Origin of the sequence: Nonomuraea purpurea (assembly GCF_042650645.1) — a bacterium.
In the GTDB taxonomy this organism is placed as follows: Bacteria; Actinomycetota; Actinomycetes; order Streptosporangiales; family Streptosporangiaceae; genus Nonomuraea; species Nonomuraea purpurea.
In genome coordinates, this window is record NZ_JBHSBI010000026.1 from 111292 (window position 1) to 122698 (window position 11407).

Sequence of the window (11407 nt, forward strand, 5' to 3'; positions counted from 1 at the left end):
TGTAAGCGTAAGGTCACTCTATGGATTCGGCCACGCCCGGCCAGTTGACGCGGTGCGACGGATGCCAGGTGTCGCCCGCCGGTTCCCCCGCCATGTTCCAACTCCACGACACGACCGGCGTGATGCGGGTGTAGATGCCGGGCCCCACCAGGCGATTGCCAGATCGAGCCGGCCGCACTCTGTCATGACCGGCACCGGGGGTTCGGCATGAGGTGGGTCAATCGGAGGCGGCGGGTGTCGGCCAGGTGGACATGGCGAGGGCGGCGACCCGGAGCAGGTCGTCCTCGCTTGCCCCGTCCCGCGCCTGTGTGGACATTCCCTGGATCACGACCGCGAAGAACGCCGCCATCCCCTCGGTGTCGGTGTCGGCGGGTAGTGTTCCGGCTGCCACGTCATCGTCGATGCGCTTCTTGAGTGCGGCCCTGGTCTCCTGTCTGAACCTCCGCAGCAAGGCTTCCACCTCGGCCGACTCGGGCCCGCAGTTCACCGCCGCCGTGATGATCAGGCACCCCGCCGGATGCTCCGCGCTGGTGAACTCGGCCGCCGAATCGCGAAGCACCCGCTCGATGGCCCGCCGCCCGGTCGGCTCCTCGGCGAGCGCGTGGGTGGTGGCGGCGCCGTACGTCTGCTGGTAACGCCGTACCGCCTCCTCGAACAGCCGCCGCTTGTCGCCGAAGGCCGCGTACAGGCTGGGTGGTTTGATCCCCATCACGGCGGTGAGTTCGGCCACCGACGTCGCCTCGTAGCCGCGCTCCCAGAACGCCCGCAACGCGCTCTCCAGCGCCGCCTCCCTGTCGAACGTCCGTTGTCTGGCCATGCGCTCATTCTATAGCGATCGCTATGCTACGGTTTATCTGTAGCGATCGCTAAAGAAAGGTGGCGGGAGAATCGACGCCACCGGCGGCGGCAACCTCTAGGAGCACGACCATGCCCACGATCACCCACCGCTCGGGCGCCGTTCACCACGGCCGGGCGGGCAGCGGCCCCGGACTGGTCCTGGTGCACGGCAGCGGCGGTGACGCCGCCACCAACTACGACCACCTCGTGCCGGGTTTCTCCGACATCCGCACCGTCATCACCCCCGACTACGCGGGCAGCGGCCAGACCGCGGACCCGGGTGGGGAGCTCACCCTCGACCTGCTGGCGGACCAGGTCCTGGCCACCTTTGATGGCCCGTCCGACCTCGTCGGCTTCTCGCTGGGCGCGGCCGTGGCCGCGACGATCGCCGCCGGACACCCGGAGATGGTCAGGAGGCTCGTCCTCATCGCCGGCTGGACGCACGTCGACGACAGCCGCCTCGAACTCGGCCTACGCACCTGGGGGCGGCTGGCCACGACCGATCGGGAGAGCTTCGCCGCGTACGGGCCGCTGGTGGGGTTCAGCCCGGGGTTCGTGAGCAGGGTCGGGACACAGGCCCTGATGGCCGCGCCGCCGCCGCCCGGGGCGCTGCGTCAGATCGAGCTGGACCTGCGGCTCGACATCAGGGACCTGCTGCCCAGGATCACCGCGCCCACGCTGGTCGTCGGGAACAGTCAGGACCATCTGATTCCCGTTCAGCACCATCGGGCCCTGCATGCCGCGCTGCCCGGCAGCCGGTATGTCGAGTTCGACAGCGGCCACGTGGTCCTGCACGAGCACCCGGCCGAAATCACGGCGCTGATCAGGGAATTCATCACGAGCCCGGCTCCGGCTGAGGTCTGATCGTCGCCTTCCGGCCGCGTTTGCGGTTCTTTGCGGCTCCAGCAGGTCTGATCGACGCTTTCGGTTTTTTTGCGGCTCCGGCTGAGCGGTGCTTTCCGGCCGTGCGTTTTTCCCGTCTTTACGGCTCCGCACGGGAGGGCCCACCCGCCGGCCGTGGCCGGGCTCAGTCCAGGGAAACGCTCACCGTGCGCACGTGGCGGGCCGCCGCGACGTGCGCACGGGCGCCGGCCAAGTGGTTCGGGTCAGGGTTCCGCGCGCCGGTCGATGCCGAGTGTGGCGATGAGGTCTTCGTGGAGTTCGAACCAGACACGATGGCAGGAGTCGACGTCCGTGCGGTCGACCCAGGCGCCCTCCCCGGCTCGGGCACGCGCCAGGGCCGTGCCGAATCGCGTGTCGTATCCGCGGAACCGGGTCAGGACGCTCCCGAGCCGGTCCACGAGCGGCGTGAGAGCGTGGTCGATGCCCGCGAGCTCGTGGAGGATTCTGGCGTCCCAGGCGTGATCGGAGTGGTCGTTGGCGGCGAGCCGGTCGCCGGGGGTGGGGCGGAGCTGCCAGTCGGTGCAGGCCCGTAGCAGGAGGGCGTTCAGCGGGAGGAACTCGCGGTAGACGTCACGGACCTCGTCGGCACCGCCGACGAGGTCGAGCTCGGCCGCCAGTTGGCGCTCGTTCTCTGTCCGGCCCGGTTCTGTCAACGACCAGCCTCCGGTGCCGGCGAAGGCGGTGTGCTCGACCCAGCCGCGCGCCTGGGCGTCGTACAGCAATTCTTTCGTCTCGGCCGTGTCGAGACCGTATCGCTGCGCGATCACCGGGGTGTCGGCGTACCCGTTGACGCGCACGGCGTGCAGGGCCAGGAGGTCGGGCGAAGAGTTGCGGGTCATGAGTCGGCGTCCTGTCGTGCTGTGAGGCGGTTGAAGTGCTGCTGGCATGCCTGCGGCGAGTTGAACCCCATCGCGTGCGCTATCTGCGCCCAGGTCAGTCCGGCGCTCCTGGCCGTGAACAGCAGCGCGGATTCGAGTCCTTCGACCTCGGAGCGTGCGGCGGGCAGGAGGGCGAGCGCGCTCAGGACGTCCTCGGGGCCCAGGTCGGCGTGGCGCCAGACGGCGTAGCGCACGAGGTCGACCGCAGACGGGGGGACGGGCGGGGGCTGCCACGGGCGGGGGGCGAGTGTGTCCGCGCCCAGGTCCAGAAGATGCTGACGCGCGTCCCGCTCACGTTGGACCTGTGCGTGGTCGGTGTGCGCGTCGTGATCGATGTCCTGCTTGCGTGGCATGCCACTCATGATGAACAATCAACAGAATGTTGTCAACAAACTGTTGAAAGGCAGGAGCGGGTGATCATACCCCTGAGGGAGGCCGTCGCCGATACATGCGGGGGCAAGGCCGGCGCGCTCGGCGCTCTGCTCCGCGCGGGTCTGCCGGTTCCTGACGGCTTCGTCGTTCCGTTCGCCGCCTATCTGGCGGCGGTCCGCGACCTGGGCCTCGGGAGGCGGTTCCTCGGCGAGTCGGGCGAGGACCTGGAGTCCGGGCGGTTCGCCGGCGAGCCGGACGATCCTGACGCGGTGCGGGCGGCGATCCTGGCGCGCCCGGTCCACGCCACCCTGATCGACGCGCTGGGACGCGCACTCGACGAGCTCGGCGACCCGCCCGTGGCGGTCAGATCATCGGCGGCGAACGAGGACACCGGTCAGGCGTCGGCGGCCGGCCAGCACGAGAGCTTCCTCGCCGTACACGGAGCCGGCGACGTCGCCGATGCCGTACGCGCCTGCTGGGCCTCGCTGTTCTCGCCACGCGCCATCGACTACCGCGGCGCTTCCGGCCATGACGGCCATGACGGCCATGACGGCCATGACGGCGATGACGGCTATCACGGCTATCACGGCTATCACGGCGATGACGGCTATGGCGGCTATGACGGCCATGGCCGCTGCGGTGGTCTCGGCGTCTCCGGTTGCGACGGCCGGTCGTCCGGCGATCTTGCGATGGCCGTCATCGTCCAACGCCATCTGGACGCCGAGGTGTCCGGGGTCATGTTCACCCCAGCGGACCCGGACGACGCGACCGCGATCGAGGCGTCCTGGGGCCTCGGCCCCAGCGTCGTCGAAGGCAAGGTCACCCCCGACGCCTACCGTGTCACCAAGAACGGGCCGATCATCCGCACCATCGCCGACAAACGCACCCGCCTCGACCGGAGCGGCACGCGACTCGTCGTGCGCGACGTGCCCACCCCCGCCCGCGACCAGCCGGTGATCGACGACGCGACCGCCACGCGGCTCGCCGAACTGGGCGAGGAGATCGCCGCCAAGCGCGGCGGGCCGCAGGACATCGAGTGGGCGATCGCCGGCGGTCGTATCTGGGTTCTGCAGGCTCGGCCGATCACCGCCGCACCCCCACCGCCGGCGTCGCTTTCCGGTGCTCCGGCTGCCGCACTTCCGACGTCGGCGTCGCCTTACGGCACCCCGGCCGCCGCGCTCACCGGGACGCCGGGCAGTCGTGGGATCGTGACCGGCCCCGCGAGGGTCGTCCGCGGTCCCGGCGACTTCGCGCGTGTGCGCCCTGGCGACATCCTCGTCTGCCCCTTCACCGACCCCGCCTGGACGCCGCTGCTGCGCATCGTCGCCGGCGTCGTCACCGAAACCGGAGGGGTGCTCTCCCACGCCGCGATCGTCGCCCGTGAGCACGGCATCCCCGCCGTCCTCGGTCTCCCGAACGCGACGAGCAGGCTCCACGACGACACCCTCATCACCATCGACGGCACCACCGGCGCCGTCACGGCGGCAAACGCCTGACCGATCGCCGGCCAGGATTCCGGGAGCCGGCCCCACACCCACGGATCGAAAGGAGACGGGCACCGCGCCCTTCACCACTTATGGCAACTCGACACCTCTACCTGGCCCGCCACGGCGCGGCCGACGCGTTTGGGACGCTCACCGACATCGGGCGCCGGCAGGTCGGCCTGCTGGGCGAGCGGCTTGCCGGCGTCCCGGTCGACGCCGTGTGGCACTCTCCGCTGCCACGCGCCGTGGCGAGCGCGCACGAACTCGCCCGGCGGCTACCGGACGTGCCCGTGACCGAGGCCGCCGAACTCATCGACCACGTGCCCTACGTGCCCGGCGCGGCCGAAATGCCCCCGTCCTGGGCCGGTTTCTTCGACGGCTATGACGCCGCCGAGGCGGCCTCGGGCCAAAAGCAGGCCGAGGCCCTGGTCGCCCGGTTCGCGAAGGTCCCTGACACGACCGCGGACGGCACCCGGCCGGACACGCGCGAGGTCCTGGTGACGCACTCCTACCCGATCGCGTGGCTGGTGCGGCACGCACTGGACGCGCCGCCGGTCCGGTGGCTCGGACTGAACAGCGCCAACACCGCACTGACGGTCATCGAGTACCGCGACGGCCTGCCGCCCACGATCGTGATGTTCAACGACATGAGTCACCTCCCGCCCGACCTGCGCTGGACCGGTTTCCCCGTAGGAACGAGGCCGTGAGGCGCGCCCTTCACAGGTAGGAAGGGCCTGTGACCCGGTGCCTGAACGTCCACCACACCCATGCCTGGGCGGCCACCAGGAACGGGATCAGGACGAGGATGATCGGCGTCAGCACCGCGCCGGACGTGCCGGGTTCCAGCGGCAGCCGGAGCCCGGCCACGATCCCCACGGTCACCAGCGCCGCCGACGTCAGCGCGTATGTGCGCAGCTCTCCGGCCCCGCCCGACAGCACGGCCGCCCGCTCCCGCAGCACCCCGCGCAGCCGCAGGGCGGCGAACGTCAGCCCGTGCGTGGCGAACAGGACCGCCAGCATCAGCGCGGGCAGGAGGGAGATCGGCCCTTCGAGGCCGAGCAGCACGTGGCCGAGCAGCAGGCCCCAGCTCAGCGCCAAACCCCAGCTCCCCGCCACGATGGCGCCGTCCCAGAACCCCTGCCAGCGCGCCTCGGGCACCCGGCCCCGCAACCACAGGCCCATGTCGCGGATGACCCAGGCCAGCAGCAGGACCACGATCAACGTGTAGTTCCCGGTCAGCAGTTCGCCTTCCAGCTCGGGGAACAGGCCCGCGAGCACGCCTGCCACGGCCACCAGCCACACTTCGTTGCCCAGGAAGAACGGCGCGATGGCGGCGATCACCTCGCGTCGTTCGGCGGCAGAGCGACCCAGGTAGGGGAGGGTCATGCCGACCCCGATGTCGGCTCCGGCCAGCACGAGGTAGCCGAGGGTGAAGAAGGCCAGGATGAAGATCTCCATGACGGCTCCTCAGAAGGTGGGGGCGGGGACGGGGGTGTCGAGGGGGCGGTCGGCGCCCAGGGTGACGGCGTCGGGGCCGCGGCGGGCGGTTCTGGCCAGCAGCCAGTAGTTCGTGATGATCAGTGCCGTGAACACCGTCACGAACGCCGTCAGCGAGATCCGCATCTGCGCCGCCGTGACCGGCGACATCGCCTCGGACGTCTTCAGCAGCCCGAACACGGCCCAGGGCTGGCGTCCCATCTCGCGGAAGATCCAGCCGGCCAGCATGGTCACGAACGGCACCGGGATCATCAGCGTCAGCAGCCGGTGCCAGAGCCGGAACCCGCGCACGACCGGCCGGAACAGCATCAGCAGGAAGCTCACCCCTGACACGATCGTCATGACCAGCCACAGCATGAGCATCGTGTAGCCGCCGCCCTGCACCCAGCCCAGTGACGGCAGGTAGTCGCCGGGCCCGTGCGCGGCCACCATCTCGGCCTGGGCCGCGGCCAGCCGTTCGGCCGAGCCGACCCACGCCGCGACCTTGGTCGGCTGCAGGGTCTCGAACCCGATCCCGCCGAACGTCGCGGCGGCGAACGTCGCAGGCAGCGCCACCCCGATCCCGATCCGCAGCGACTTCCTGAACAGGTCCTGCTCGGCAGTGCGTTTGCGCAGGTGGTAGGCGCTCACCCCGGCCATGAAGAACCCGCCGACGACCATCGCGCCGCTCATGATGTGCCAGAACGCCACCTGCGCGGCCGGGTTGGCGACCATCGCCCCGAGGTCGGCCAGTCGCAGCGTCGCGCCGTCGACCACATGGCCGACGGGGTTCTGCAGGAAGCCGTTGGCCACCATGATCCAGAACGCCGACGCGTAGGCGGTCAGCGTCACCACCCAGATCAGCGCCAGGTGCGCCCACCGGTTCAGCCGGTTCCAGCCGAAGATCCACAATCCCAGGAACGTGGACTCGATGAAGAACGCCACCAGCGTCTCGATCGCCAGCGCCGAGCCGAAGACGTTGCCCGCGTACTCGGTCAGCCCGCTCCACGACAGCCCGAGCTGGAACTCCATCACGAGCCCGGTCACGATGCCCATCGCGTAGTTGACGATGTAGAGCTGGCCCCAGAAGCGCGTCATCCGCAGGTGCACGGGTCTGCCGCCGAACGTGGCCCGCGTCTGGACGACGGCCACCAGGGTCACCAGGCCCAGCGTCAGGGCGACGAAGAGGAAGTGCGCGCCCGCGGTGAGCGCGAACTGCAGGCGGGCGAGGTCCACGGTGTCCATGATCCGAGCTTCGTGTCATGGTCTCGCCCGCCGCGTCATGCCCGGGCGGTCACCTGGTGTACATCTCCAGGAGTAACGGGCCCGTCCGCGTACACCTCAGGGTGTAAGCCAGCCGGGAGTGATCACCCCGGCCTCATACGCGATCACCACGAGCTGGGCCCTGTCGCGGACGGAGAGCTTGGTCATGATCCGGCTGACGTGCGTCTTGGCGGTGGCGGGGCTGAGCACGAGCCGGGCGGCGATCTCGTCGTTCGACAGGCCGCCGGCCACGAGCGTCATGACCTCGCGCTCGCGTTCGGTGAGCGAGTTGAGCTCGGGTCCGGGCTCGGGGCGTTTGACGCGGCCGGCGAACTCGGCGATCAGCCGCCGCGTGACCGACGGCGAGATCAGCGCGTCGCCCCTGGCCACGACCCGGACCGCGTGGATCAGCTCGGCCGGCTCGGTGTCCTTGACCAGGAAGCCGCCGGCTCCGGCCCGCAGCGCGCCGTAGACGTAGTCGTCCAGGTCGAACGTGGTCAGGATGATCACCTTGACGCCGTCGAGCCTGGGGTCCCCGGCGATCTGGCGGGTGGCCTCCAGGCCGTCGAGCTCGGGCATGCGGATGTCCATGAGCACGACGTCGGGCCGCAGCTCGCGGGCCGAGGCGACGGCCGCGGCGCCGTTCGGGGCCTCGCCGACGACCTCGATGTCGTCCTCGTCGCTGAGTATGGACCGGAATCCGGCCCGTACCAGGGTCTGGTCGTCGGCGAGCAGTAGGCGGATCATCGAGCTCCGTTCAGTGGCAGGTGGGCGACGACGCGGAAGCCGCCTTCGGGGCGCGGGCCCGCCTCCAGGCTGCCGCCGAGCGCGGTGGCGCGCTCGCGCATGCCCTGCAGGCCGAAGCCGGTGCCCCCGTCGTAGGATGCGCCGGGCCCGTCGTCCTCCACGCGGATCATGAGGTTCCCGGACGTGCCGGCGACCGTCAGCGTGGCCGAGGTCGTGCCGGAATGGCGGGAGACGTTCGTCAGCGCCTCCCTGATGATGCGGGTGGCGGCCAGGTCCACCTCGGTCGGGACGGCGTCGAGGGCGCCGGACAGCTCGGTGCGCACGTCCAGCCCCGACGCCTCGACCAGCGCGTCCATCCGGGTCAGGCTGTCGGCGGGCCTGGTCGGCGCGTCCTCGTCCACCTGCCGGAGCACGCCCAGCGTGGTGCGCAGCTCGCGCAGGGTCTCCTTGCTGGTGTCCTTGATCGTCCGCAGCGCGGCCTCGGCGTCCTCCGGCCGCTTCTTGAGCCCGTGCAGCGCCGCCGCGGCCTGCACGTTGATCATGGAGATGTTGTGCCCGAGCACGTCGTGCAGCTCCCTGGCGATCCGCAGCCGCTCCTCGCTCGCCCGCCGCCTGGCCTCCTCCTCCTTGCCGTGCTCGGCGTCGAGGGCGCGCTTGTGGGCCTCCATCAGGTACGCGCGGCGGGTGCGGGTGACCGCGCCGGACGCGATGGCCGCGACGACCCACCCGGCGATCATCATGAACATGCTGTCGTCCACGTGCCTGACCCCGCCGCTCTCGCCGATCCCCATGGCCAGCAGGGAAGCCGCGCCGGTGGCGATGGCCGCCGTCAGGTGGCCCCTGTCGGCGGCGGTGTAGAGGGCGACGAACGACAAGACGATGAGCGGCCCGTCGAGCCCCGCCCACGGGTAGTAGGCGGCGACGGACGCCACCACGACGATCAGGGCCGCGACCGGATAGCGGCGGCGCAGCAGCAGCGCGCCGCACGCCACCAGCGGCAGCACCACGTCCAGGACGGTCGGCTGCCGCTCGGGCGGCCGCAGCGCGTAGGTGAGCAGCGTTCCTCCCAGCACCGCGGCGATCACCGCCAGTGACACGGCCGTACCGGTCGAAAGCCTGCGCATGTCTCCCATTGTGTATGTCTGCGCATTCGGCGGGTAATCGCGGGCGCGCATCTGGGTAGAGCCGGTAAATGAGCATCGAGGATGAACTTCGGCAGGTCGAAGAGGACCTCGTCCGGTTGCGGGCCCAGAACCAGGAGATGCGCCGGCAGGTCAGGGAGGTCGGCGCGACCGACCAGGTGGAGGTCTCTGCCATGATCAGCCAGGCGGACGAGCTGATGGAGCTGATCGCCGGGCTCGAACGCCGCCGTGACACTCTGCGCGAGCGGCTGGAGAAGGGGAGGAAGTGAGGGCGCCTCCCGAAGAGGCGCCCTGGGCGGTCAGCGGAGCGCGGCGCCGACCTGGTGCAGGTGCCGTAGTGCCTGGCCGTACGATTCGATCAGCCCGGTCTGCAGGTAGTCGACGCCGATCTCCTGGCAGTACCGCTCGACGATGGGTTGCGCCTTACGCAGGTTGGGGGCCGGCATGTTGGGGAAGAGATGGTGCTCGATCTGGTAGTTGAGCTGGCCGAGCGCCACATCGGTGAACCAGCCGCCTCTGACGTTGCGCGAGGTCAGCACCTGCTTGCGTAGGTAGTCCAGCTTGTCGTCCTTGGTCAGCACGGGCATGCCCTTGTGGTTGGGCGCGAACGTGCAGCCGAGGTAGACCCCGAACAGCCCTTGGTGCACGATCAGGAACAGCAGCGCCTTGCCGAACGGCAGCACCGCGAAGACCACGCCGAAGTAGGCCGCGAAGTGCGTGATCATCAGCGTCAGCTCCAGCCACCGCCGTTTGGCCGACGGCTGCAGCAGCGACTTGAAACTGGCCACGTGGAGGTGCCAGCCCTCCAGGGTGAGCAGCGGGAAGAACCAGTAGGCCTGATATTTGGCGAAAAATCGCGGTATCCCGGTACTGCGTGCGACCTGGTCCTCCGACCAGACGATCACGGCGGGGGAGACGTCCGGATCGTGATCCTCATGGTTGGGATTGGCGTGGTGGCGGTTGTGCTTGGTGGTCCACCATCCCCAGCCGAGCCCGATGCCGAGGTTGCCCATGAGCAGCCCGGCGATGTCGCTGGGCCGCCGCGTGCGGAAGACCTGCCGGTGTCCGAGATCGTGAGCGACGAACCCGAACTGCGCGAAGATCACCGCCATCACGACGGCGACGAGGAGTTGCAGCCACGAATCGCCCAGCCAGACGAACAACGTCCAGCCGCCCGCGTAGACGACGACCGCGATACTGAGCCGCACAGCGTAATAAAAGGGACGCCGATCAAGAAGTCCGGCGTCCGCGATCTTGCGGGATAGTCGGGCGAAGTCACTGCCCCGAACGTCGGTCGTGCCAGGACTGGCCACAGCTCTCCTTACCTCGCGGTGCAAGTTGCCCCAACATTGGCGCATCCGCCGCCAAACCGGAAGCGTGTGCTCCGACCGTAGGCTGCCAGGGTGACATATACCAAAACGCCGCTCACCCTCGCGATTCGCGAGGCAGTGGCCCTGACCTGGAATGTTACCGGTGAGGGCGAGCGTCTGTACGGCGGCGAGGAGTCGGCGGCCTACCGTCTCGACGGCCACGTGGTCCGCGTCGGCCCCGCGTGGCGTGGCGCCGCCGAGTCGGAGTGGTGCCACGCGATCGCCGGGCACGCCGCCGCCCGGCTGCCGGAGGCGGTAGCGCCGCTGCCCGCCGCCGACGGCGCCACGGTCGTCGTCGTGGAGGGACGCCCGATCTCGTGCTGGCCGTACGTCGAGGGCTCCTGGCCCGACTCCGACCTCCCCGGCCAGCGCGTGGCCGGCGCCCGTCTGCTGGCCCGGCTGCACGAGGCCCTGGCCGGCTGCCGCCCCGGCCCGCGCCCCGTGCCCGCCTTCCAGGAGTCCGGCCTGTACGGCGACCCGCCCCAGGACGCCCCAGAACTGGCCGACCCTGAGCTCGACCGCTGGCTGGCGGCCTTCCACGCCGCCCACCCCGTGCGCCACCCGCTGCACGGCGACTACTACACCGGCAACACGCTGGCCCGCGACGGCGCGCTCGTCGCCGTCCTCGACTGGGACGAGACCTTCGTCGGCGCCCCCGAGGTCGAGCTGGCCGCGGCGGCGCTCGAATGGGGCGACGACGAGATCGGGCCGAGCAAGGAGTTCGTGGCCGCCTACCACGAGGCAGGCGGCACCGCGGGCCCGCTGGACGAGGAGGCGCTGGCCCAGCTCGTCCGGCACAAGTTGCGCAGGGAGTACGCCTACTTCCACAAGGCGGTGCGCTCGGGCGTGGAACATGACGCGGACGACCTCGACTACCACCGCGTCCGAGTGGAGCTGTTCCACCGCCTGCGCCCGTAAAGCCCGTGAAAGCGGCT

14 protein-coding genes are annotated in these 11407 nt (G+C 70.3%); 5 read left to right on the top strand and 9 right to left on the bottom strand.

Going from position 1 to position 11407, the window contains the following annotated elements:
- Positions 1-13: 13 nt before the first annotated feature.
- Together ACFOY2_RS38890 and ACFOY2_RS38895 are read right to left on the bottom strand one after the other, a co-directional pair.
- Entirely contained in the window at positions 14-148 is a 135-nt protein-coding gene (locus tag ACFOY2_RS38890) for a hypothetical protein (RefSeq protein ID WP_379533119.1), read from the bottom strand.
- 69 nt (positions 149-217) lie between these two features.
- The gene (locus ACFOY2_RS38895; RefSeq protein WP_379533120.1) at positions 218-817 is read right to left on the bottom strand and encodes a TetR/AcrR family transcriptional regulator; all 600 of its coding nucleotides are present in this window, start codon (positions 815-817) and stop codon (positions 218-220) included.
- Between the two features lie 110 nt (positions 818-927).
- Here ACFOY2_RS38895 and ACFOY2_RS38900 point away from each other — a divergent pair, with 110 nt between their 5' ends.
- On the top strand, positions 928-1701 hold the full coding sequence (locus ACFOY2_RS38900; RefSeq protein WP_379533121.1) for an alpha/beta fold hydrolase: 774 nt from the start codon (positions 928-930) through the stop codon (positions 1699-1701).
- A 242-nt stretch (positions 1702-1943) separates the two neighbouring features.
- On the opposite strand, the gene ACFOY2_RS38905 is transcribed toward ACFOY2_RS38900, so the two are convergent.
- Together ACFOY2_RS38905 and ACFOY2_RS38910 are read right to left on the bottom strand one after the other, a co-directional pair.
- Complete coding sequence (locus ACFOY2_RS38905; protein ID WP_379533122.1) at positions 1944-2579, bottom strand: transcriptional regulator; 636 nt, start codon at positions 2577-2579, stop codon at positions 1944-1946.
- The gene (locus ACFOY2_RS38910) at positions 2576-2971 is read right to left on the bottom strand and encodes a DNA-binding protein (protein ID WP_379533123.1); all 396 of its coding nucleotides are present in this window, start codon (positions 2969-2971) and stop codon (positions 2576-2578) included. The genes ACFOY2_RS38905 and ACFOY2_RS38910 overlap by 4 nt, the downstream gene beginning before the upstream one ends.
- A gap of 60 nt (positions 2972-3031) precedes the next feature.
- Between ACFOY2_RS38910 and ACFOY2_RS38915 the strand changes: the two genes are divergently transcribed.
- Complete coding sequence (locus tag ACFOY2_RS38915; RefSeq protein WP_379533124.1) at positions 3032-4486, top strand: PEP/pyruvate-binding domain-containing protein; 1455 nt, start codon at positions 3032-3034, stop codon at positions 4484-4486.
- An 80-nt stretch (positions 4487-4566) separates the two neighbouring features.
- The gene (locus ACFOY2_RS38920) at positions 4567-5181 is read left to right on the top strand and encodes a histidine phosphatase family protein (protein WP_379533125.1); all 615 of its coding nucleotides are present in this window, start codon (positions 4567-4569) and stop codon (positions 5179-5181) included.
- 10 nt (positions 5182-5191) lie between these two features.
- On the opposite strand, the gene ACFOY2_RS38925 is transcribed toward ACFOY2_RS38920, so the two are convergent.
- The 4 genes from ACFOY2_RS38925 to ACFOY2_RS38940 form a co-directional block, all read right to left on the bottom strand.
- Positions 5192-5932: a cytochrome d ubiquinol oxidase subunit II gene (locus ACFOY2_RS38925; RefSeq protein ID WP_379533126.1), complete on the bottom strand. Its 741-nt coding sequence runs from the start codon at positions 5930-5932 to the stop codon at positions 5192-5194.
- Positions 5933-5941: 9 nt separating this feature from the next.
- Positions 5942-7195 carry a cytochrome ubiquinol oxidase subunit I gene (locus ACFOY2_RS38930; protein WP_379533127.1) on the bottom strand — a complete coding sequence of 418 codons (1254 nt, stop codon included), beginning with the start codon at positions 7193-7195 and terminating at the stop codon, positions 5942-5944.
- A gap of 96 nt (positions 7196-7291) precedes the next feature.
- Positions 7292-7960: a response regulator gene (locus ACFOY2_RS38935; protein WP_379533128.1), complete on the bottom strand. Its 669-nt coding sequence runs from the start codon at positions 7958-7960 to the stop codon at positions 7292-7294.
- Complete coding sequence (locus ACFOY2_RS38940; RefSeq protein WP_379533129.1) at positions 7957-9084, bottom strand: sensor histidine kinase; 1128 nt, start codon at positions 9082-9084, stop codon at positions 7957-7959. The genes ACFOY2_RS38935 and ACFOY2_RS38940 overlap by 4 nt, the downstream gene beginning before the upstream one ends.
- Positions 9085-9152: 68 nt before the next feature.
- Between ACFOY2_RS38940 and ACFOY2_RS38945 the strand changes: the two genes are divergently transcribed.
- On the top strand, positions 9153-9371 hold the full coding sequence (locus ACFOY2_RS38945) for a hypothetical protein (protein ID WP_379533130.1): 219 nt from the start codon (positions 9153-9155) through the stop codon (positions 9369-9371).
- A gap of 30 nt (positions 9372-9401) precedes the next feature.
- Here the strand turns inward: ACFOY2_RS38945 and ACFOY2_RS38950 are convergent, their stop codons facing one another.
- Positions 9402-10310 carry a fatty acid desaturase family protein gene (locus ACFOY2_RS38950; RefSeq protein WP_379533131.1) on the bottom strand — a complete coding sequence of 303 codons (909 nt, stop codon included), beginning with the start codon at positions 10308-10310 and terminating at the stop codon, positions 9402-9404.
- 195 nt (positions 10311-10505) lie between these two features.
- Between ACFOY2_RS38950 and ACFOY2_RS38955 the strand changes: the two genes are divergently transcribed.
- Complete coding sequence (locus ACFOY2_RS38955) at positions 10506-11390, top strand: phosphotransferase enzyme family protein (protein WP_379533132.1); 885 nt, start codon at positions 10506-10508, stop codon at positions 11388-11390.
- Positions 11391-11407: the final 17 nt, after the last annotated feature.

Excerpts from the sequence above, each read along its gene's own strand:
- ACFOY2_RS38895 (WP_379533120.1), bottom strand. The coding sequence starts at position 817 with ATGGCCAGACAACGGACGTTCGACAGGGAGGCGGCGCTGGAGAGCGCG.
- ACFOY2_RS38900 (WP_379533121.1), top strand. The coding sequence starts at position 928 with ATGCCCACGATCACCCACCGCTCGGGCGCCGTTCACCACGGCCGGGCG.
- ACFOY2_RS38905 (WP_379533122.1), bottom strand. The coding sequence starts at position 2,579 with ATGACCCGCAACTCTTCGCCCGACCTCCTGGCCCTGCACGCCGTGCGC.
- ACFOY2_RS38910 (WP_379533123.1), bottom strand. The coding sequence starts at position 2,971 with ATGCCACGCAAGCAGGACATCGATCACGACGCGCACACCGACCACGCA.
- ACFOY2_RS38920 (WP_379533125.1), top strand. The coding sequence starts at position 4,567 with ATGGCAACTCGACACCTCTACCTGGCCCGCCACGGCGCGGCCGACGCG.
- ACFOY2_RS38925 (WP_379533126.1), bottom strand. The coding sequence starts at position 5,932 with ATGGAGATCTTCATCCTGGCCTTCTTCACCCTCGGCTACCTCGTGCTG.
- ACFOY2_RS38930 (WP_379533127.1), bottom strand. The coding sequence starts at position 7,195 with ATGGACACCGTGGACCTCGCCCGCCTGCAGTTCGCGCTCACCGCGGGC.
- ACFOY2_RS38935 (WP_379533128.1), bottom strand. The coding sequence starts at position 7,960 with ATGATCCGCCTACTGCTCGCCGACGACCAGACCCTGGTACGGGCCGGA.
- ACFOY2_RS38940 (WP_379533129.1), bottom strand. The coding sequence starts at position 9,084 with ATGCGCAGGCTTTCGACCGGTACGGCCGTGTCACTGGCGGTGATCGCC.
- ACFOY2_RS38945 (WP_379533130.1), top strand. The coding sequence starts at position 9,153 with ATGAGCATCGAGGATGAACTTCGGCAGGTCGAAGAGGACCTCGTCCGG.